Genomic DNA, 21,688 nt, shown 5'->3' on the forward strand with positions numbered 1-21,688 from the left:
TGATAAACTTGATGAGATAAAAAAAGCCTGAATCTGGTCAGATTCAGGCTTTGTAAATAGCATCTTAAAGTTTGTTTATGCGGCTGTTCGGCTAATACTAAAGATATAGTTAAACATTCCGTTAGATAGACCTGGGGTACTGTAAATGATGAACCGTAAAAACGGTGAATTTAAGGTCTGCTGGATAAACCATTGATTTTGCAGAGCATTAAGCATTGATAGGATAATGTAAACAAAGAAATAACTGGCAAAAAAGGAAACAATTGCGCCTAATACACCGTCTAGCAGTGAGCCAAAACTAGTTGAGTGGGGATTTTTACTTGGAAACCAACTTTTGAAAACTTTAGTAACCATTTTGCCGATAAAAAGAATGACGAAAAAGGCTAAAAAGCGAAAAATCATTAAATTAGCGCTCGGAGTCAGTGTGGTTTGAATATTTTGGCCGGTAATTTGACCATAAAGCCAATTGCCGACAGGATTTTGAAATAAAATTGCTGCAATAAAGACGATTGCCGCAAATATTAAATTAATAATTAATTTGGTAAAACCAGTATGATAGCCTTTATATGTTTTCCAGGCTAAATAGGCTAAAACAATTAAAGTAATAATCATGTTTATCTCCTTTGACGATATTATAGCTTATTTTGTTCATTTAGACTTTGACGGCTGTCGAAAAATATTTCATAATTATAGAGATGTAATGGCTTTACAATAAGCCATTTTTAGCGTTAAATTTATAGGGTGTGAAACAAGGTTTCACGGGTGAAAAATGAATCCTGAACAATTTGTCCAAGAATTATCAAAGCGTAATTTTAAATTAAATGAAAAACAAATCAACCAATTTAACCAATATTTTACCAGCTTAATTGCGGCTAATCAGAAGGTCAATCTTACTCGGATAACCGAAGAAGATGATGTTTACCTAAAACATTTTTTTGATAGTCTTACGCCGTTATTTACTTTTTCTGAAGTCTTTAAGCCAGGTGATACGGTCTGTGATGTCGGCGCGGGCGCGGGTTTTCCGTCGATTCCGCTCAAGATTTTGCAACCAGAATTAAAGGTAACAATCGTTGATTCACTGGGGAAAAGGTTAACTTTTTTACAGGACTTAATTGAAAAATTGCAATTGCAAGATGTGACACTTGTTCATGGGCGTGCTGAGGATGTTGGTCAAAAGAAACTTTATCGCGAACAATTCGATATTGTGACGGCTAGGGCAGTGGCTAATATGGCAGTTTTAAGCGAATATTGCCTGCCGCTAGTTAAAAAAAGTGGGTACTTTGTTGCACTTAAGGGGCCAAAAGCGGAAAAAGAACTGCAAGATGGCCAAAAGGCAATTAGTCTCTTAGGGGGCAAAGTAATCCAGACCGAGGAACTCCAACTGCCAACTAGCAGTGAGGAACGGACACTGATTCTGGTCCAAAAGGTGAAAGCAACACCTAAAAAGTATCCACGGCAAGCGGGCACACCGCATCGTAAACCAATTCAATAAATAGGGGGACTCTTATATGTCATTATTTTCTTCTTTACGACATCGTGATGAAATTCCTAAAGATAAACAAATTCAAGATATTGAATTAACTAAAATCATTCCGAATTCTTATCAACCAAGGCGCGAGTTTTCCGATGAATCGATTCGTGAACTAGCTTCAACGTTAGACAAAGAAGGCTTGCTTCAACCAATTGTTGTTCGTGAACAAGGCGATAAATACGAAATTATTGCCGGTGAACGACGCTATCGTGCGGCGAAGCACTTAGGCTGGGAGAAAATTCCAGCAATTGTTAACAATATGGATGAAGCACAAGCAGCTTCACTTGCGTTAATTGAGAACTTGCAACGCGAAGATTTAAATCCAATCGACGAAGCGCAGGCATATAACAACTTAATGAAGCTAAACAACTTAACGCAGACTGCATTAGCACAAAATATTGGTAAATCGCAGTCATATGTTGCCAACAAAATGCGGTTATTAAAATTATCGCCAAAAGTGCAAAGTTACCTTGCTAGCGGAGAAATTTCTCCTCGTCATGGCCGTTGTCTAGTTGGTTTAACGCAAAAAGATCAAGGTCGTGTGCTTGATGAAATTTTAGCAAATAACCTCAATGTCAGCGATACAGAAAAAATCGTTAAAGACGTTGACGGCTACTTTGAAGATAAGAAAACGCATGAACAGGATAAAGCGGAAAAGACCAAGCGTGCCGTTAACCGGATTCCTAAGGATTTAAGGGTACAGATCAACACGATTAAGCGTGCCGTTAAATTAGCCAAAGAATCAGGTATCAAGGTTAAGGTTAAAGAAAATAATAATCCTGATGATTATATGATCACGATTGAATTGAAGAGAAAGTAGGTTGAGCATGGAAAATATGGTAAGTGTAATTTCGGTTGCTAACCAAAAAGGCGGCGTTGGTAAGACAACGACAACGATTAATTTGGCAGCTTCGATTGCTGAACGTGGCTATCACGTTTTAATTGTTGATATTGATCCCCAAGGTAATGCTACTTCAGGCTTAGGAATTGAAAAGTCGGAAATCGATCAAGATATCTATAGTGTTTTGATTAATGATGTTCCTTTAAAAGACACGATTTTCCACACATCAACTGAAAAACTGGACTTAGTGCCTGCAACAATTAATTTATCTGGTGCAGAAACGGAATTAATCAGCATGATGGCGCGTGAAACTCGGCTTAAGTCAGCTCTTGACACGGTTAGTGAAAACTATGACTTTATCTTTATTGATTGTCCGCCATCTTTAGGACAGCTATCAATTAATGCCTTTACAGCTTCCAACTCAATCTTGATTCCGGTGCAAAGTGAATACTATGCTATGGAAGGTTTGAGTCAATTGCTGAATACTATTCGCTTAGTTCAAAAACACTTTAATAAAGATCTTGGCGTTGAAGGCGTATTGATGACTATGCTTGACGCACGGACAAATTTGGGTGCGGAAGTTGTTAAAGAAGTGAAGTCTTACTTTACTAACAAAGTGTATAAAACAATTATTCCACGAATCACTAAGTTAGCTGAAGCTCCAAGCTACGGCGAAGCAATTACAGAATATGCTCCTAACTCAAGGGGTGCCAAAGTATACGATGATTTAGCTAAGGAGGTGTTAAAGAATCATGGAAAGAGACTCAAGAAGTAAAGAGACTAAGAGAAAAGGCGGCCTTGGGCGCGGAATTGAAGCTTTATTTGAAGATGAGCCACAGATTGAAGAAACTGAGGAAGAAATTCAAGATATCGACCTGAGTGCTATTCGCCCGAATCCGTACCAGCCACGGAAAAATTTTGATGATAAGACACTAAAGGAATTATCAGATTCAATTAAAGAAAATGGCGTTTTTCAGCCAATTATCGTGCGCAAATCGGTTAATGGCTACGAAATTATTGCTGGTGAGCGGCGTTTCCGCGCTTCAAAGATGGCTAAGAAGAAGACCGTGCCCGCAATTGTTCGTGACTTTACTGAAAGTCAGATGATGGAAGTTGCTGTCTTAGAAAACTTGCAACGTGAAGATTTAACACCGCTGGAAGAAGCTCAGGCATACGAAATGCTGCAAAAGAACTTGGGCTTAACTCAAGAAGAAGTTTCTAAGAGAATGGGTAAATCACGGCCGTACATTGCTAATTATCTTCGGTTACTAACTTTACCTAATAAAACTAAGCACCTCTTGCAACACGGCGAACTGTCAATGGGACAGGCGCGGACATTATTGGGACTTAAGAACAAGGATAAAATTGACGAAGTGGCCAAGCAGGTCGTTAAAGAAGGGATGCCTGTTCGCAAGGTTGAGGCCCTAGTCGCCAACCTGAACGCGAAAAAGCCCCGCAAGAAGACGGTCCAAAAGTCAGCTTTTATTCGTGAAAGTGAACATCAGTTGGCAGATAAGCTAGGTTCAAACGTTAATATTTCTGAAAGTAAGAAGGGAAGCGGCCGCTTGTCGATTGGCTTCTCATCGGTCGATGAATTAAACCGAATTTTAGATATTTTAGGTGTTGATCTTGATGAATAAGGAAATCACTTATAATTTAGCGGATACGGTTTTAATGAAAAAGCCCCATGCATGCAAGACCAATGATTGGGAAATCTTGCGCTTAGGTGCTGATATTCGGCTAAAATGTATGGGGTGCGGACATATCGTCATGATGCCGCGAGCAAAATTTACGCATAACCTAAAGAAGGTTTTGCATAAGGCGAATGATCCGGTAAATACGAAAAAAGAACTTTATGTGCCTAAAGAAGATATTGCTTTACCAGGTTTAAATCAAGATAATAACTAGTTTTAAAAAAGAAGAGGATAAGAATGTCATTAACTGCAGGTATTGTTGGCTTGCCAAATGTAGGTAAGTCTACTTTGTTTAACGCGATTACTAAAGCTGGTGCTGAAATGGCCAATTACCCGTTTGCTACGATTGAACCAAACGTGGGAATGGTTGAAGTACCTGATAAGCGTCTTGCCCGGATTCAGGAATTAATTCCGGCCAAGAAAATCGTCCATACCACTTTTGAATTTACCGATATTGCTGGCTTAGTTAAGGGAGCTTCTAAGGGTGAAGGCCTTGGTAACAAGTTCTTGGAAAATATTCGGCAAACCGACGCAATTATTCACGTGGTACGTGCTTTTGAAGACGATAATATTACCTCAGTAACCGGTAAAGTTGATCCTGAAGAAGATATCAATACCATTAATTTGGAACTGGCAATCGCTGACCTTGATGCTGTTAACCGCCGCATTGATAAGGTAAAGAAAATTGCCCAGCAAAATGATAAAGAAGCAAAAGCTGAATACAATGTTTTAGAAAAAATCAAACCGGTCCTAGAAGAAGGCAAGGCCGTTCGGTCAATTGATTTTACTGAAGATGAACAAAAGATTGTTAAGGGCTTGTTTTTATTAACGGCTAAGCCGGTCATTTATGTTGCTAATATTGCGGAAGAATCAATGGCTGATCCCGAAAGTGATCAGTACTTCCAGATTGTCAAAAAGCATGCTGAAAGTGAAAAGGCTGAGTGCCTTGGCATTTCTGCAGCAACGGAAGAAGAGATTGCTGGTCTTGATGACGATGAAAAAGCTGAATTTTTAGAAGCTGAAGGCGTTACTGAATCAGGTCTTGACCGCTTAATTAGGGCAGCTTATCATATTTTAGGTCTCAGAACATTCTTTACGGCTGGCGGTCCGGAAACACGTGCTTGGACATTCCATGAAGGGATGAAAGCCCCACAAGTAGCTGGTGTTATTCACTCAGACTTTGAACGTGGATTCATTCGGGCTGAAGTTGTTTCCTATGATGACTTAGATAAATATGAAACAATGCAAAAAGTTAAAGAAGCTGGTAGATTACGTCTTGAAGGTAAAGACTACGAAGTTCAAGATGGTGACATTATTGAATTTAGATTTAATGTTTAGGAAGAAATAATGGCAGAAAAAAATAACGAAGAACAGTCAAAGATTGATAATTCTAAGCAAGAAAAGCTGAAGGAAAAAGTTGCAAGCCAAAACATGGAGGACGAAGTTAAGCAAACAGAGCCCGCACAATTGCGTGAGCAGCTTAGCAATAAAAACTCTGATTATGTTTACCGTTTGCAAAAAGAACTGGAAGCTCAAGGGTCAATGAGTGAAGAAGATGCAGTTAAACATGTAGACGGTCTTCTGTCTGACTTGGTAATAGCTCAACGTCATGGGCAACCGGCCAGTACATTTTATGGCATGTCACCTAAATTAAAGGCAGCCGACATGTTAAAGCCTAAGGTAAAAACTGCGGCTGATATTCCGTTTTGGCAATATGCAACCGATAGTGCCTTGCTATATGTAGCCTTATTTGTTGGTCTTTTTGGTGTGATTGCTTTATTTACACCTAACTCAAAGAACAACTCACAAATGGGAATCTTAACTTTGGTCATTGTTGGTGCCGGCATGGGCATTTTCATGACGAAATATAATGACTGGGTTTTACCTGCAGGTGGTAAAAATAAGAAGATACCATGGTCAAAATTGATTTTAGGTATGTGTGCAATCGTGCTAATTTTAATCGTTCTTATTTTCTTGTTATCGATTCCAGCTCTGCATGCGATCAATCCAGTATTACCTGGTTTTGCTGATATCATTATTGCTGCCGTTACTTATGGCGCTCGCTGGTTATTCCGGCGTCACTACCAAATTATTGGTTCCGTTTTCAATCCGGCTTCAAGAAATAAATAGAGTGCTATTTAATTTAAAAAGCGCTATACTAAGTTAACTATATATTTTTAGGGATAAATAGATTTTAAAATCTATTTATCCTTTTAAAATTTAGGCACATATGAAAGTCATTTCACATAGATAGAAAGAGGTATTTAATGATTAACACACTGCGTAAATCAATTAGGCAGTATAAGAAACAATCCTTATTGTCGCCGCTCTTTGTTACTGGTGAAGTTATCATTGAAATGTTAATTCCATATCTGGTTGGAATTTTAATTGATAACGGCATCATGAAAGGTAATATGCCTTATATTACTAGAGCTGGACTATTACTACTGATAATCACAATCGTTTCGCTTATTTTAGGTGCCGGAGCCAGCTACTTTTCCGCACATGCGGCAGCTGGTTTTGCAGCTAATTTGCGTAAAGACATGTTTTACCATGTCCAAGACTTTTCTTTTGAAAATATTGATAAATTCTCAAGCTCAAGTCTTGTTACTAGAATGACGACTGACGTTAACAATGTTCAAATGTCATACCAAATGCTAATCAGAATTGCGGTTAGAGCCCCAATGATGCTGATAGTTTCGATAATTATGTCCTTGATCATTAGTCCACGTTTGTCACTAATCTTTGTTATTATTGCACCAATCTTTGTCATTTTAATGGCCCTGATTATTAAGAGTGCTAACCCATATTTCCCTAAAATCTTTCGGGGATATGACCGAATGAACCAAGTCGTGCGCGAAAATATTCGGGGAATTCGCGAAGTTAAAACTTACGTTCAGGAAGAGCCGCAAACCGTAGAGTTTAAAAAATCTTCTGGTTTTATTTACAAGCTTTTCTCAACGGCCCAAAAAATTATGTCACTCAACGCGATGGTGGTCATGGCCGTATTGAATATTTCCAACTTGGCTATCTGCTGGTTCGGTGCTAAAGAAATTGTTGGCGGCAGTTTACAAGCCGGTCAATTAATTTCAATGTTTTCTTATTCAAACTCAGTTTTGAACAGTTTAAACATTTTGGCTATGATTTTTACTCAGCTGGTTGTTTCTGCGGCAAGTGGTCGGAGAATTGCTGACGTAATTAATGAAAAGCCATCAATTGAGAATCCGCGTAAACCATTAAAGCATGTTACTAATGGTGAAGTTATCTTTGACCATGTTAATTTTAAGTACAATCCGGATGATAAAAACCTTGCTTTGAACAATATCAATTTGAATATTAAGCCAGGTGAAACACTTGGAATTATTGGTAAAACGGGTTCATCTAAGTCGACGTTAGTAGCAATGATTCCGCGGCTGTACGACACTGATTCTGGTGCTGTCCGCGTTTCAGGTCATAACGTTAAGTCATATGATTTAAAGACTTTGCGTGATAATGTTGCCGTTGTTTTGCAAAACAATGTTTTATTTTCCGGTACAATCAAGGATAACTTGAAGTGGGGAAATGAACATGCAACAGATGAACAAATTCTAACTGCTGCCAAGATTGCACATGCCGATGACTTTATTCGTGAAATGCCTGATAAATACGACACAATGGTTGAGCAAGGCGGAAACAATGTTTCTGGTGGTCAGAAACAAAGAATTACGATTGCTCGTGCCTTACTAAAGAACCCAAAGATTTTGATTCTGGACGATTCAACTTCTGCGGTTGATACGCATACTGAACGGGAAATTCGTGAGTCTTTGGCAAAAGATATGCCGGAAACGACCAAAATTATCATTTCACAGAGAATTGTTTCAATTAAGGATGCTGATCGAATCGTTGTCATGGATGATGGTAAGATTCAGGATATTGGCACGCATGACGAGTTAATGGAGCGTAATGATCTCTACAGTTCAATTGCCAAGTTCCAAGAAGAGCAAAAGAAGTAGGTGATAAATTTGGATAAAGCAGCAGAAAATAAAAAAACAAGTATGAAGGGTCAGCGGACCACAACCTTGTACCGCTTGCTCAAATTAATTGCGAATACTAGCCCTTGGATGTTAATTACGTCAATCATTGCTATTGTATTGACGGCCGGTGCCAATGTTATTGGTTCGCTTTTTATCGAGCGTTTAATTAACGTTTATATCATTCCGTTGACTAAGCAAGCTCATCCTAATTTTGGTCCACTTTGGCAGGCAATTACGGTAATGTTTGGCTTTTATGCTATCGGCTTTATTTCAAACTACCTGTTTGCAATGCTGATGGCCGTTTTGGCACAAAAAGTACAATATCGCGTTCGTAACGAAATGTTCGAGCATATGGAAAAATTGCCGATTTCTTATTTTGATGAGAATGATTATGGGGATATTATGAGTCGTTATACCAACGATATCGATACCCTGATGCAGATGATTTCGCAATCAATTCCGCAATTTATGAACTCGATGCTCAACATTGTGTTTGTTTTAGCAGCGATGTTTAGTTTGAGCTGGCAGCTGACTATTTTTACCTTGATTATCTTTGCATTGTCAATTGGAATTGTGCGCTTTTTAACTACGCGTTCATCACACTACTTCCAAATGCAGCAAAAAGAATTGGGTCAAGTCAACGGTTACAACGAAGAAATGCTTAATGGGCTAAAGGTAATTAAGGTCTTTAGTCATGAGCCTGAAGTTGAAAAGGATTTTAACGTTTATAACAAGGCCTTAGAAGATGCAGCAGGTAAAGCTAATACTTACGCTACTGTCTTATTCCCAATTATGGGAAATGTTGGTAACTTGCTATACGTCTTAATTGCCGTTTTGGGTGGTGCTGTTGCGCTTAACCATATTGCTCCCTTGTCTTTGGGGGTAATCGGTGCCTTCTTGCAGCTATCTAAGCAGTTTGCTATGCCAATTGCGCAAATCTCGCAGCAATTAAACTCAATTGTTATGGCGTTAGCTGGTGCAAAAAGAATTTTCGACTTGGAAGATGAACCGGTTGAAATTGATGATGGCGATGTCACCATTTCGAAAAATAAAGATGTCAAAGGTTCATGGTACTGGAATGTTCCGCAAAAAGATGGTTCAGTCAAGAAAGTTACCGTTAAGGGTCACATTGTTTTTGACAAAGTAAACTTTGGTTACTCACCTAATAAGCAAATTTTGTACAACATTTCGCTTGATGCTAAGCCAGGCATGAAAGTTGCTTTAGTTGGTGAAACTGGTGCAGGTAAGACCACTATCTCCAACATGCTTAACCGTTTTTATGAAATTGGTTCAGGAACAATTACCTATGATGGCATTCCAATTAAACGGATCAAAAAAGATGACTTGCGACGGTCACTATCGATTGTTCTGCAGGAAACGCACATGTTTACCGGAACTATTATGGACAATATCCGCTTCGGTAACATGGAAGCCAGCGATGATGACGTCTACCAAGCAGCACACCTTTCACACGCAGATGAGTTCATTCATAATTTAGATGAGGGCTATAAGACTGTGATTGATGGTAATGGCGGCGATTTATCCCAAGGACAAATGCAGCTATTAAGTATCGCACGGGCAATGATTGCTGATGAACCGGTTATGATTTTGGATGAGGCAACTTCAAGCATTGATACTCAAACGGAGAAGTTGGTTCAAGCCGGAATGGATAACCTGTTAGCAGGGCGAACAAGTTTTGTCATTGCGCACCGTTTATCGACAATTGTTAACTCGGACTTGATTTTAGTTCTTGACCACGGTCATATTATTGAAGCTGGTAACCACGAAGAGCTTCTCAAGGAGAAGGGTTACTACTACGAACTCTACACTGGCAAGAAAGAAATTGAATAAAATAAAATAATAAGAATCCTAATATCTACAATAAGTTGTCAAAGATATTAGGATTTTTTGTTTGCTGATTTTTAAAGATAATTGCTGATATCAGTGCATTTAAAGCTTACGCGAGCAAGGTTAAAGAAGCTTAAGGTTAACAAAGTAAAATTAACTTTCTACTAAAAAAGTATCTAATCAGAGCACATTTTTAGATGAAAACATCAGTTTGTGTTATTGTAATAAAAGAATAAATTTACGTGAACGTGTTATTGCGGTTAAAGTGCTACCTAGCAATGATTTAGCCGTTAACTAGTGCAGTGCTGAGTAAAAAGGAAATTATCAATGAACCAAATTATACAAATCCTCAATGTTCGCCGGGGAGATTTATGGGTTGCCCTGTTGCAGCACTTACAAATATCGTTAGTATCATTGTTATTAGCAATGCTGATAGCAATGCCACTTGCCTTTTGGGCAACTAAGCATAAAAAGGCGGCTGAATTTTTATTACAGCTAACCAGTATCTTACAAACAATTCCGTCCTTAGCCCTTTTAGGTCTTTTGATTCCGTTAGTTGGGATTGGCACGGTTCCGGCAGTGATTGCCTTAGTTGTTTATGCCCTGTTGCCAATTTTTCAAAATACTTATGTTGGACTAACCGGCATTGATCCCGCACTTGAAGAAGCTGCCAATGCTTTTGGGATGTCTAGACTGCAAAAACTGACCAAGGTTGAATTGCCGCTTGCGATGCCAACAATTATTTCGGGAATTCGGACTGCGCTAGTTTTAATCATCGGTACAGCAACGATGGCTGCGTTAATTGGTGCAGGTGGATTAGGAAGTTTTATCCTACTTGGAATTGATCGCAATAACACTGCCTTAATCATTATCGGTGCTGTTTGTTCCGGCCTATTGGCAATCACTTTAAGTGCGCTAATCAAATGGCTTGAACATGCCTCAATTAGAACCACCCTCGGTGTTTTCGGCGTCTGCCTGCTTTTTTTGGTCGGTTCAGGTGTTTATCAAACAATCAATAGCCAGACGGAAACGGTGACGATTGCCGGTAAATTAGGTGCAGAACCAGAAATCTTAATTAATATGTACAAAGAATTAATTGAAGACGGTGATAAGCACGTCAAAGTAACCCTTAAGCCCAATTTTGGGAAGACAACTTTTTTGTTTAGTGCACTTAAAAATGACAAAATTGATATTTATCCGGAATTTACCGGAACAGTGCTGGAAACTTTAGCCAAAAAGCCGGTCACGACGACTAATTTAACCGAAAAGCAAACTTATCAGCAAGCGCGTGCAGTTCTTGCTAAGCAAGATAACCTTACCTTGCTTAAGCCAATGGCCTACGATAATACTTATGCGCTCGCGGTTAAAGCCAGTTTTATGAAAAAACACCAGCTAAAGACAATCAGTGATTTAGCAAACATTCAGAACCAGTTAAAGGGTGGCATGACCATGGAATTTATTGATCGTGGTGATGGCTTTAAGGGCATTAAAAAGCGTTACCGGATTAATTTCCCGGTTAAATCGATGGAGCCAGCACTGCGCTACCAGGCAATTGAGCAGGGAAAAGTTAATATTGTTGACGCATATTCCACTGATAGTGAACTGCGGCAATATCACTTAAATATTTTAAAAGATGATAAGCATAACTTCCCAATCTATCAGGGGGCACCACTCATGCGGTCTGATTTTGCTAAGCGGCACCCACAGATTGTAGCTAGTTTGAACAAACTGGCAGGCAGAATTACGGAAAAAGAAATGCAGGAAATGAATTATGAAGTGAACGTCAAAAATGCGGATCCAAGCCAAGTAGCCCATAAATATCTAGTGCGACATCATTTAATTAAGGAGAACTAGCCATGACAACAGCAATTAAATTTGAACACGTAAAAAAAGCCTTTGCTGATCAAGTGGTAGTTAATGATTTCAATTTAAACATTCAGCAAGGCGAGCTATTTGTTCTGGTAGGTAATTCTGGTAGTGGCAAAACGACTTCAATTAAAATGATTAACCGGTTGGAGGACCCCAGTTCCGGTAGGGTACTAGTTAATGATCGGCCCACCACTGATTATAATGTCCAAAAACTGCGGTGGAACATTGGGTACGTGCTGCAGCAAATTGCCCTTTTTCCTAATATGACTGTTGCTAAGAATATTGCTTTAATCCCTGAAATCAAGGGCGAAGTGAAGGGTAAGGAACAAGAGCAACGCGAAAAGGTACGCAATTTATTAAAGCAAGTCAACCTCGATCCAGATAACTACTATGATCGCTATCCGCGAGAACTATCTGGTGGTGAGCAGCAACGGATTGGAATCTTACGGGCAATTGCTTTTAAGCCGCCAATTGTGTTAATGGATGAGCCCTTTAGTGCCCTTGATCCATTGTCGCGGACTAATCTCCAAGATCTTGTTATTAAGCTTCACCGGGAGCTGCATAATACCATTGTTTTTGTTACACATGATATGAGTGAAGCACTTAAACTGGCTGACCGAATTGGTGTTATGAAAGATGGCAATTTATTACAAGTAGCTGAGCCGCAAGAAATTCTGCGTCATCCTGCTAACCAGTTTGTCCGCGAATTCTTCCAGGGAAGTCTTGGCAATGATTTATACGAAACGCCTGTGCGTCAAGCAATCCTGTTTAATGAACTTAAAGAGGAGCAAGGAGATAGTACTAAAGCGGCGCCTGTAATTAGTGTGGATGATAAATTAGCTAACTTGTTAGCTCTTTTAAGCGAACATCCAACAATTGCTGTTCAAAATTCAAATCAAGAAGTATTGGGCTATGTTGACCGGCAATGGATTATCAGGTATTTGAGTGGAATAAATGATTTTAACTAGTTAAGTTGGACCAAGTTGTCCAGCTTTTTTAATAAAAAGATAAGTTATGCTTGAATATTAGGTGATTATCAGATAATTGGCTAAAATAGATGGCAAAGAGTCTGCTACACTATAGTTAGCAAAAATAAAACGAAAAAATAATTTAGATAAATCTAACAAAAAGAAAATTAAAGAAGGGAATATGCCCGATGAAAATTTTAGTAGTTGATGACGATAAAGAAATCGTTGAATTATTAAGTATTTACCTTAAAAATGAAGGTTATACCCCTGTTGTAGCTTATAGTGGCAAAGAAGCTATTACTAAGCTCACTACTACTCCTGATATTGCTCTAATGATTTTAGACGTAATGATGCCTAGCATGAGTGGAATTGATGTAATTAAGGAAGTTCGGAAAGACTCAGATATTCCGATTATTATTGTTTCCGCTAAGACCGGCGACATGGATAAAATCCAGGGACTAATTACGGGTGCCGATGATTATGTTTCCAAGCCATTTAATCCGTTAGAGGTAATGGCCCGTGTCCGTTCACTGTTACGTCGTAGTCAAAAGCAGGTTAAAGATGATGAACCTGATGTTCTTGAAATTGGGCCGCTCATTATTAACCGTGATTCACATGAGGTAAAAACGATTGACGGTAAAGATATTCAGTTGACGGCACTGGAATTTGGAATTTTATATTTACTTGCCAGTCACCCTAACCGGGTATTTTCAGCCGATGAAATATTTGAACGTGTTTGGCAGCAAGAATCCATTGTTTCTGCCAAAACGGTCATGGTTCACGTTTCGCACTTGCGTGACAAGATTCAAAAAGCAACTGGTGGCGAAGATGTCATCCAAACTGTTTGGGGCGTAGGCTATAAGGTTGAGGCTTAGCTAAATGAAAAAAGAACGTGTCAAGTTAACAGCCGCGGAAAAAAGTGAACTTTTCGCTGAGGGCGTAATTACGGTTGTATTATTATTGCTGCTCAATTTATCAATCGTTATTTTAATCAATCTGACCATTCTGCAAAATAAAAACTTGGTAAACGGTATTTATTTTTTAAAGAAAACAATTACTTTTGCTGGCGGACGGCATCTCTGGTCTTGGCAAAACACCTTTTTGGTAATTATGGGTATTGGGGATTTAATTGTCCTTTATTGGCGACTCATCAGGCGTTATCACCAGATGCAGCTGCGTCACGTTATTTCAGAACTGCATTATATTGCTCAGGGTCATTTTGATCACACCATTTCTTTTAAAGTGAAAACAGACCTGCAAAAAGTTATCGACTCGATTAATTCGCTAGTTGATAGTACGGTAACTGCTATTAATGAAGAAAGAACGATTGAAAAGTCCAAAGATGAATTAATTAGTAATGTTTCTCATGATATTAGAACGCCGCTAACCTCAATTATTGGCTATTTGGGCTTATTGAAATCAGGGGTCTCAGATCCTGAAGACCAGCAAAGATACCTCAATATTGCGTACATGAAAGCCGAGCAAATGAAATCACTTGCTCATGACCTGCTTGAATATACGACACTTAAGTCAACTAGTACTAAGCTTAGTTTGTCTTCTTTACACATCTTTTCGATGCTAGAACAAGTTGCTGCTGGCTTTGAATTTGAAGCGGATGAAAAGGGAATTATTTTTAATATTGAAACAAGACCTAAGGACCTAACGATTCAAGCCGACCCAGAAAAGCTTGTTAGAGTCTATAATAACTTGATTTCTAATGCTTTAAAATATGGTACTGGGGCAACGCAAATTAACTTGATAGCTAATTTAGTCAATAACAATGAAGTTGAACTGCGGGTAGAAAATAACGGCGCACGCATTCCCGAAGAATCATTAAAAAAGATTTTTGAGCGTTTTTACCGGATGGAGACTTCCCGAAATACTAAAACTGGCGGAACTGGGCTCGGGCTCTCGATTACTAAGAGTATTGTCGACTTGCATCATGGCAAAATTCACTGCGAATCAGATGATAATTGGACACGTTTTATCATTTGTTTGCCATTAGATCCAAAGAATGCAAAAACTCACGCCTAGCTGTGATATAATTTTGACTAGATAACTAATAGAGGGGTATAGCATGAGTATTTCTTTAAATACCTGTATTTTAATTTTAAAAGAACATCACCTGCTTAAGTCTAGTGCAGTTCAAGATACGGTGATTACGCGGATGGAATATGTTTCCTATGATTCACGTGATATCCAAACTAATACCTTGTTCTTCTGTAAAGGAGCAGGTTTTCGACCAACTTATTTATCAATGGCAAAAGATAACGGTGCTAATTGTTATGTTGCTGAACAGCCTTATCCGGAAGGAAAAGGGATGCACGCCTTGATTGTACGTGATGTTGCCAAAGCAATGGCCTTGTTATCGGCAGCATTCTTCCGGTTTCCACAGGATGATTTATACGTAATTGCCATTACTGGAACTAAGGGTAAGACAACGACGGCATACTTTTTAAAGGGGATGCTTGACCAAGTTAATGGCGGCAGAACGGCATTAATTTCTTCCGTTAATAATGTTGTGGGGCAAAAACCAGAAGATACGTTCAAGTCTAGCCTGACCACACCAGAATCACTTGATTTGTTCCGTGATATGCGTAATGCAGTCGATAATGGCATGACTCATTTAGTAATGGAAGTTTCAAGTCAAGCTTATAAACGTAACCGGGTATTTGGCCTAACTTATGATCTCGGGTTCTTCTTGAATATTTCCCCAGATCATATTGGTCCAAACGAGCATCCTAATTTTGCGGATTACTTACACTGCAAGCTGCAGTTATTGGTTAATGCACGTAAGTGTATAATTAATGCACAAACTGCGCACTTTAACGAGGTTTATGCGGCAGCTACCACTACGACTGATCCTGACAGCATTTATTTATTTGCTGATGAGAAGTTTGAAAATCCTGCTTTACCGCAAATAATTGATTTCCGGTATTCTTCTGAAGAACTTGATATGGCACGGACTAAGTTCAAAGTTTCATGTATCAGTGACCAAGCTAAAAAGCTAAAAATTGCGGGTGATTACGAGCTAAAGATGTTGGGTGATTTTAATGAGTCCAACGGAACAGCTGCTGTGATTGGTGCAGGCTTAGCTGGAATGGAACATGATGCTGCTGCTAGGGGCATTCGCGATGTTAGTGTTCCCGGAAGAATGCAGACAGAAGTAACTAAGGACCATGGTGTAGTAGTAGTTGATTATGCGCACAATGAAGCCTCAATGATGGCACTGATGGGCTTCATGCAACGTGAATTTGATAATCCAAAAATCATTGTGGTTGTCGGTGCACCTGGAGATAAAGGCGTTTCTCGCCGTCCTGGCTTTAGTAAGAGCTTGAATGCATACGCCGACAAGGCCTTCTTGACTACTGATGATCCCGGCTTTGAGGATCCACTAGAAATTTGCCAGGAAATCGATGCTGGTATCGATCATTCAAAAGTGGACGTAACAATTGAACTTGACCGGCAAAAGGCCATTCACGATGCAATCAGCATGGCGAAAAAAGGTGATGTTGTCTTAGTCTGTGGCAAGGGCGAAGATGGCTTCCAGAAAGTACGTGGTATTAATACCCCTTATCCTTCAGATATTACTGTTGCTCAGCAAATAATTAACGAGTTAGAAGGACAAGACGAGCACTTTAATTAGTGAGAAAAGCAGAACATATGAAAAACTTTTTTACCATTCTTGGCGGAATGGGAACGATTGCGACGGAGAGCCTAGCTCGCCAATTAAATCACCGAATTAAGATTACTAAGGATCAGGACTACTTAAATTACGTTTTGGTCAATGATGCTCAAATTCCTGATAGAACAGCATATATAAAAGATCATTCGCAACCTAATTTCTTTCTTAATTTGCGTGAAGATGTTTTACAGCAAGCGCAACTTAAGCCAGATTTCTTTATTATGCCGTGTAACACGGCACACTATTTTTATGATGACTTGGCAGCGCTGACCGATGTTCCTTTCTTGCATATGATGCGGATTGCTGTTCACCGGTTTGTGCAAGATTACCCGGACGAAACAAAAATTGGTTTAATTGCGACTGAAGGATCAATTTATGATCATCTTTATGTTGATGAATTAGCCAAGGTAGGGCGAAAAGCTGAATTAGGCGGCCCAGAAATTCAGCCGTTAGTAACTGAATTAATCTACGATAACATCAAGCAAAAAGGTGTTGTTGATGCTGAGTTGTATCACCGCATATTGCGTAAAATGCATGATGAGTATGGCTGCGAGGTTATTTTGCTGGGTTGTACCGAGTTATCTTTGGCACAAGAAAAAGCGCCAGGCCACCCGTATAATATAATTGATCCCCAGTCAATTATTGCGGATGTGGCAATTGAATTGGAATTAAAAATTCGTGCGGGAATGGCTCCTACAGAAGCTGTAAAAAAATATTTATACTAAATTGCTTTTTCATTATTGCTTGTTAGATTAACAATAATAATTAAATAAAGAAGACTAAAAACCCCGAAGTTAGAACAACTTCGAGGTTTTTATTATGGCTAAATTATCTAAGCAAGATAAAATTGAAATTTTCAATCTTTGGCGTATTCAAACGGGCAATACTCTACGGCTTTAAAACCCAATTTAAGAATCTAAACGAATACATCAGTTACTATAACAAGCAAAAAATCAAAGCAAAACTAAAAGGACTAAGTCCGACTAAATAGCGGAAGTTAGTCCTTAGTTGAAATTTATTATACTGACCTAAATTTGTGGTTCACACATGTTTAAGCATAGACTCTTTTTAATTTACATTTAGTCGAACTAAAGGTTTGTACTTACTATAAAAGTAACACCATTAGGATCATAACTATTGTAGTAGGTTGTTGCCAAACCGATACCAATGGTTTTAAGTGAAGTACTCTTTAGATCATCTCTGTGAGCAAAATTTGCCTGAGCATCTTCGTAAACAAATTGCTGAAATGCTTCTTGTGCCATTTTCTGGGGAGTATTATAAGTAACAAGAGTTTCTAGCTCTCCATATTTTGCACCTGCGTGCATGTCAGATTCTTTATATTTATCATAATGCTGAGCATCTTGAACAGCTCTTGAGACATCATAATCATATCGACTGGTAATATACGTTATTTTAGTGATAACTCCTTGGCTTGCCCGCCAGTCATTGACAAGTTTTTCAAAGCACCTTGCAGTTTCTTCGATAGTGTTTCGGTCTAGAGCTGTCCCGCTCGGAAGATTGCTTTTCATCTGTTTTTCAGAGCTAATACTGGTATTATCAACTTCAATACTAGTATTATCATTTGGATCGTCCCAGTTGGCCGAAGTTGGGACTTCTTTATCTTCTTTTACCTTTGATTTTTGTGTATCACTTGATTTTACCCAGTTTTGATACTTAATGCGATACCACGTATTCCCATTATTGTCTTTATAAGTTTGATAGACATTTTGTTTTCCCATCAGTGTATAAAGTGAATGTTTACCATTAGGCTTTGTATAAAATTCAGCGTCATCTTTCAAATATACCGTAAATAAAACTGGATCCTTATCTTCTTTAGGAGGAATCACAGTATTAACTTTCTTGATATAGCGACCCTTTCCAATTTTGTAAAATGCTTTTCCTTTAATTGATCTTTTGCCGAAAGTCTTAAGGTATGTTCCTCTTTTTAGCGAAGCTTTTCCCTTTCTCTTTCCGGTGGAAGAGTACACATAAGAATTGTGTCTTAATTGCACTCTGGGAGAAGAGGCAGCCGAAACAGAACTCGGATTTTGTTGTAATGTTACAAGACCTAAACCAATTAAAAGACCTGATGAAATCTTAGTAATAGATTTCTTATTTATCATAAAGTTCTCCTTGTTCAAATTAGAATAAATAGTTTATATTCTCTATTTTAGACAATAAAAATCTAGAAGTCAGAAAAATAATGGGCTTTTCAGAAAAAAGTTGAATTTTTGGAAAAATGGAACAGAAGAACATCATTTCCAGGGTCTTGGTCTGTTTATACTATAGCAGCTGAATGCATCAATTTTTGAGCCACAAAATGGAAAAATAGTAACTTCAATCACTGATAGTTATGGTAAAGATAGTGGCAAAGAAATTGCGACCTACAGGAATCTAACGGGAGAAAGTAGGTTACCAATTGAATAGTAATTTTAAGACCAAGATCTTTAACGCAAAAGATTTAATGCCGTTTAATTAAGGTTTCTAACTTTTTATCTAATACCTTACTAATTTAATGCGATGAAAATAATAACTTAAGTATGACAACTGACGGGGTGGCTATGAAGGTACCACGAAAGTTTTTATTTAAAAATCTTAAAAGCAAAACTTACTTAATAATATGGTATATACTTGATGTATATTGAGAATAAAAAAGTATAATTTAAGAAGAATCAATATTTACTTAAATGGTTTTTGCAGGAAGTGGTTAGATGAGAAAAAATAAAAACTTGAATAACGGTGAAGACACAATTGATGTATTAGAAACCGTAGGCTTGATCCTGACGGTTGGACAAGTGATTGTCACGGTACTTAATTTTCTTCGTCGATTCAAAAAACAATAAATATTAACCAGTAGAACTAAAGACTAAATTAGACTATTAATTGTTGCTTGACAGTTAATAGTCTTTTTTTAGCGAAACCAAAGTGTCAAATAATCATAAAAGTTTAATTTTGCCTTAAAAAAGCGTTGACATTTATTCATTATGATAGTACTGTATTAGATAAGTAATACAGCTAAACTTTTAGGAGGGAATATCATGCTTTACCTGTTATACGTCTTAATCGGATTGTTAATAATTATTTTGACTGATTTACTTGTGACGGCTTGTATGACACTAAATGACATTTACCGTTATCGTCATGAAGATAGGTTAGAATTTATCACTGCTTTTAAAAAATATTTTAGTAAAAACAATAATCTCCCTCTTAAAGCTTCAGATTGGAAACTTAAGCGGGAATAATTGTAGCTAGCTTTTCAATTCTTTTTGCTGGGTCTATTGACGCAATCAAATTAGTATATTATTCTGTAACTAATTGAATACGGTTTCTTCGGGGCAGGGCGAAATTCCCTACCGACGGTGACAACCAGTGAGGTTGAAGTCCGTGACCCGCGTACGCGCGGTGGAACTAGTGCAAGTCTAGTACCGACAGTTAAAGTCTGGATGGGAGAAGAACAAATTAAGCTAATTTAATCTTAGCGTTGTTTTTAAACTTCGCTGAAATCTTATTTAATTAGAAAATATTAGTGCCTCGTTGATTCTGAAAATCAACGAGGTTTTTTTGTGCTTAGGAAGTGAATTTTTTGCAGGATACAGACTATATGGAAATAGCAAGCAAAGAGGCCGTTAAGGCACTGGGAATGACATGGACTAATCCTTTAGTTGGTGCGGTTATTGTTAAAAACGGCCAGGTCTTAGCTTCCGGCTATCATCATCAGTTTGGACAAGAGCATGCGGAAGTTAACGCACTTAATCAGCTAGATGATATCAAACAAGCTCAAGGTGCAACACTTTACGTGACACTGGAGCCGTGCAGTCATTACGGTAAGCAGCCGCCTTGCTGCCAAAAAGTAGCTGAGGCCGGAATTAAAGAAGTGATTATCGGGCAAATTGATCCCCACGGAATTGTGGCTGGTAAAGGAATTAAGTATTTAAATGAGCACGGCGTTAAAACTAAGGTGCTAGGGGGAACAGAGAAATTAAACGAAGCATATAACTTCTTTTATCAGTATCACCGACCACTCGTAACCTTGAAATATGCGATGTCACTTGACGGGAAGCTTAATGGTGCAGAAAAAGCGCGCACGCTTCTGACTGGCCCTAAAGCTCAGTACGATGTGCAAAAGCTGCGCTTGCACCAGCAGGCGATTTTAATTGGAGCGAACACATTGCGAATTGATAATCCGCAATTAACGGTACGAATACAGGCTTTACCACAGCCGCCCATTCGAATCATTTTAACGCATGATGCAAATCAACTTGATTTAACGCAGAATCTGTTTAAATTACCTGGCCCAATTTGGCTACTTAGTCAGACCGAGTTAAAGGGCAAGGCCCGGGACAATGTGCATTGCTTTGTCGCTCACAAGTGGACACCCCAAAAAATTGGTGAGCTTTTAGCTGAACGTGAGATTCAGTCGCTATTAGTTGAGGGTGGCAGCAATCTGTTAGCTGAGTTTTTGGCAGCCGGATTAGCCGATCAAATAGTTGCTTATATTGCTCCAATAGTATTGGGCGGAACCGCTCTGCCTGTAGCCGTGGGTGCAGCACTCGCACAAAAATTGAAGTACCAATTAATAGCTGTCCAAGAGCTGGGACAAGATATTCGGATTACGGCAAGGAGAAAATAAATGTTTACAGGAATAATTCAGGCAACTGGTAAAATCACTCGGTTAGAAATTACCGAAAAACACGCTAAGTTAAGCATTTCGGCCGCTGAAATTGCGAAACAAAACTTGCCACTTGGCGCTAGTGTTGCGGTTAATGGAATTTGCTTAACCGTGACTTCTTGGCAAAATAATGAGTTTACGGTTGATGTAATGCCGGAAACGATGAAACGGACTAACTTAGGTAAGCTGACTAACGGCAGCTTAGTTAACTTGGAGCCATCGCTCTCCTTGAACGGCAAGCTTGATGGTCACCTTGTGGCTGGTCATGTTGATACTACGGCAGAAATTATTAGTAGAAGTGAAAATGAAAATGCAATTGAATTACGTTTTAAGGTACCGCATAAATATGATCCTTATTTAGTTGAAAAAGGCTCGGTGGCAATTGATGGTATCAGCTTAACGGTGACGATGGCACAAAATGACGAATTTGGCGTAAGTCTGATTCCTTATACCATTGCTAATACCACCTTGGCGCATTATCACGTTCATGATCAGGTTAATCTTGAAATGGATATGATTGGACGTTATGCGGTAAAGCAAATTCAGGCATGGAAAAAAGAATTTTAATGG

22 protein-coding genes and 1 riboswitch are annotated in these 21,688 nt (G+C 38.6%); of the genes, 20 read left to right on the forward strand and 2 right to left on the reverse strand.

Annotated features, from left to right (window positions below):
• Positions 1 to 75: 75 nt before the first annotated feature.
• A complete protein-coding gene (locus GYM71_RS01415) occupies positions 76 to 612 on the reverse strand; it encodes a CvpA family protein (RefSeq protein ID WP_220220643.1) in 537 nt (178 codons plus the stop codon).
• A gap of 157 nt (positions 613 to 769) precedes the next feature.
• Between GYM71_RS01415 and rsmG the strand changes: the two genes are divergently transcribed.
• The 16 genes from rsmG to GYM71_RS10465 all read left to right on the forward strand — a co-directional run bounded on the left by rsmG (position 770) and on the right by GYM71_RS10465 (position 17,440).
• The gene (gene rsmG, locus GYM71_RS01420; protein ID WP_220220644.1) at positions 770 to 1,492 is read left to right on the forward strand and encodes a 16S rRNA (guanine(527)-N(7))-methyltransferase RsmG; all 723 of its coding nucleotides are present in this window, start codon (positions 770 to 772) and stop codon (positions 1,490 to 1,492) included.
• Positions 1,493 to 1,508: 16 nt separating this feature from the next.
• Positions 1,509 to 2,351 carry a nucleoid occlusion protein gene (gene noc, locus GYM71_RS01425; protein ID WP_220220645.1) on the forward strand — a complete coding sequence of 281 codons (843 nt, stop codon included), beginning with the start codon at positions 1,509 to 1,511 and terminating at the stop codon, positions 2,349 to 2,351.
• A 16-nt stretch (positions 2,352 to 2,367) separates the two neighbouring features.
• Positions 2,368 to 3,147 (forward strand): ParA family protein, encoded by a 780-nt coding sequence (locus tag GYM71_RS01430; protein WP_220221163.1) that lies wholly within the window; start codon positions 2,368 to 2,370, stop codon positions 3,145 to 3,147.
• Positions 3,125 to 4,012 carry a ParB/RepB/Spo0J family partition protein gene (locus GYM71_RS01435; protein WP_220220646.1) on the forward strand — a complete coding sequence of 296 codons (888 nt, stop codon included), beginning with the start codon at positions 3,125 to 3,127 and terminating at the stop codon, positions 4,010 to 4,012. Before GYM71_RS01430 ends, GYM71_RS01435 begins: the two co-directional genes overlap by 23 nt.
• Positions 4,005 to 4,280, forward strand: a complete 276-nt coding sequence (locus tag GYM71_RS01440) for a DUF951 domain-containing protein (protein ID WP_103752869.1) — start codon at positions 4,005 to 4,007, stop codon at positions 4,278 to 4,280. The genes GYM71_RS01435 and GYM71_RS01440 overlap by 8 nt, the downstream gene beginning before the upstream one ends.
• Before the next feature lie 23 nt (positions 4,281 to 4,303).
• Positions 4,304 to 5,404 (forward strand): redox-regulated ATPase YchF, encoded by a 1,101-nt coding sequence (gene ychF, locus GYM71_RS01445; RefSeq protein WP_103752870.1) that lies wholly within the window; start codon positions 4,304 to 4,306, stop codon positions 5,402 to 5,404.
• Positions 5,405 to 5,413: 9 nt separating this feature from the next.
• The gene (locus GYM71_RS01450; protein WP_220220647.1) at positions 5,414 to 6,196 is read left to right on the forward strand and encodes a DUF1129 family protein; all 783 of its coding nucleotides are present in this window, start codon (positions 5,414 to 5,416) and stop codon (positions 6,194 to 6,196) included.
• Between the two features lie 137 nt (positions 6,197 to 6,333).
• Positions 6,334 to 8,058, forward strand: coding sequence for an ABC transporter ATP-binding protein (locus tag GYM71_RS01455; RefSeq protein WP_103752872.1), 1,725 nt, complete (start codon positions 6,334 to 6,336; stop codon positions 8,056 to 8,058).
• Positions 8,059 to 8,100: 42 nt separating this feature from the next.
• The gene (locus GYM71_RS01460; RefSeq protein ID WP_220221164.1) at positions 8,101 to 9,930 is read left to right on the forward strand and encodes an ABC transporter ATP-binding protein; all 1,830 of its coding nucleotides are present in this window, start codon (positions 8,101 to 8,103) and stop codon (positions 9,928 to 9,930) included.
• Between the two features lie 324 nt (positions 9,931 to 10,254).
• Complete coding sequence (locus GYM71_RS01465; protein ID WP_220220648.1) at positions 10,255 to 11,781, forward strand: ABC transporter permease/substrate-binding protein; 1,527 nt, start codon at positions 10,255 to 10,257, stop codon at positions 11,779 to 11,781.
• Positions 11,782 to 11,783: 2 nt separating this feature from the next.
• Positions 11,784 to 12,764, forward strand: a complete 981-nt coding sequence (locus tag GYM71_RS01470; RefSeq protein ID WP_220220649.1) for an ABC transporter ATP-binding protein — start codon at positions 11,784 to 11,786, stop codon at positions 12,762 to 12,764.
• A gap of 188 nt (positions 12,765 to 12,952) precedes the next feature.
• Complete coding sequence (croR, locus tag GYM71_RS01475; protein WP_103752875.1) at positions 12,953 to 13,639, forward strand: response regulator transcription factor CroR; 687 nt, start codon at positions 12,953 to 12,955, stop codon at positions 13,637 to 13,639.
• 4 nt (positions 13,640 to 13,643) lie between these two features.
• Positions 13,644 to 14,798, forward strand: coding sequence for a sensor histidine kinase (locus GYM71_RS01480; RefSeq protein WP_220220650.1), 1,155 nt, complete (start codon positions 13,644 to 13,646; stop codon positions 14,796 to 14,798).
• 43 nt (positions 14,799 to 14,841) lie between these two features.
• Positions 14,842 to 16,410, forward strand: a complete 1,569-nt coding sequence (locus tag GYM71_RS01485) for a UDP-N-acetylmuramoyl-L-alanyl-D-glutamate--2,6-diaminopimelate ligase (protein WP_220220651.1) — start codon at positions 14,842 to 14,844, stop codon at positions 16,408 to 16,410.
• A gap of 17 nt (positions 16,411 to 16,427) precedes the next feature.
• Entirely contained in the window at positions 16,428 to 17,174 is a 747-nt protein-coding gene (locus GYM71_RS01490) for an aspartate/glutamate racemase family protein (protein ID WP_220220652.1), read from the forward strand.
• Between the two features lie 122 nt (positions 17,175 to 17,296).
• Complete coding sequence (locus GYM71_RS10465; protein WP_220220653.1) at positions 17,297 to 17,440, forward strand: IS3 family transposase; 144 nt, start codon at positions 17,297 to 17,299, stop codon at positions 17,438 to 17,440.
• A gap of 97 nt (positions 17,441 to 17,537) precedes the next feature.
• On the opposite strand, the gene GYM71_RS01500 is transcribed toward GYM71_RS10465, so the two are convergent.
• Positions 17,538 to 18,572, reverse strand: a complete 1,035-nt coding sequence (locus tag GYM71_RS01500) for an SLAP domain-containing protein (protein ID WP_220220654.1) — start codon at positions 18,570 to 18,572, stop codon at positions 17,538 to 17,540.
• A gap of 588 nt (positions 18,573 to 19,160) precedes the next feature.
• On the opposite strand from GYM71_RS01500, the gene GYM71_RS10405 reads away from it, so the two are divergent.
• From GYM71_RS10405 to GYM71_RS01515, 4 genes are all read left to right on the forward strand, one after another.
• Positions 19,161 to 19,292 (forward strand): hypothetical protein, encoded by a 132-nt coding sequence (locus GYM71_RS10405; RefSeq protein WP_258562415.1) that lies wholly within the window; start codon positions 19,161 to 19,163, stop codon positions 19,290 to 19,292.
• A 195-nt stretch (positions 19,293 to 19,487) separates the two neighbouring features.
• A complete protein-coding gene (locus tag GYM71_RS01505) occupies positions 19,488 to 19,691 on the forward strand; it encodes a hypothetical protein (RefSeq protein WP_220220655.1) in 204 nt (67 codons plus the stop codon).
• A gap of 80 nt (positions 19,692 to 19,771) precedes the next feature.
• A riboswitch (FMN riboswitch) is annotated at positions 19,772 to 19,908 on the forward strand.
• Between the two features lie 142 nt (positions 19,909 to 20,050).
• Positions 20,051 to 21,079 (forward strand): bifunctional diaminohydroxyphosphoribosylaminopyrimidine deaminase/5-amino-6-(5-phosphoribosylamino)uracil reductase RibD, encoded by a 1,029-nt coding sequence (ribD, locus tag GYM71_RS01510; RefSeq protein ID WP_244986836.1) that lies wholly within the window; start codon positions 20,051 to 20,053, stop codon positions 21,077 to 21,079.
• Positions 21,080 to 21,685: a riboflavin synthase gene (locus GYM71_RS01515; protein WP_220220656.1), complete on the forward strand. Its 606-nt coding sequence runs from the start codon at positions 21,080 to 21,082 to the stop codon at positions 21,683 to 21,685. It begins immediately after the preceding gene.
• Positions 21,686 to 21,688: the final 3 nt, after the last annotated feature.

It is taken from the genome of Lactobacillus panisapium, from assembly GCF_019469265.1.
In the GTDB taxonomy this organism is placed as follows: Bacteria; Bacillota; Bacilli; order Lactobacillales; family Lactobacillaceae; genus Lactobacillus; species Lactobacillus panisapium.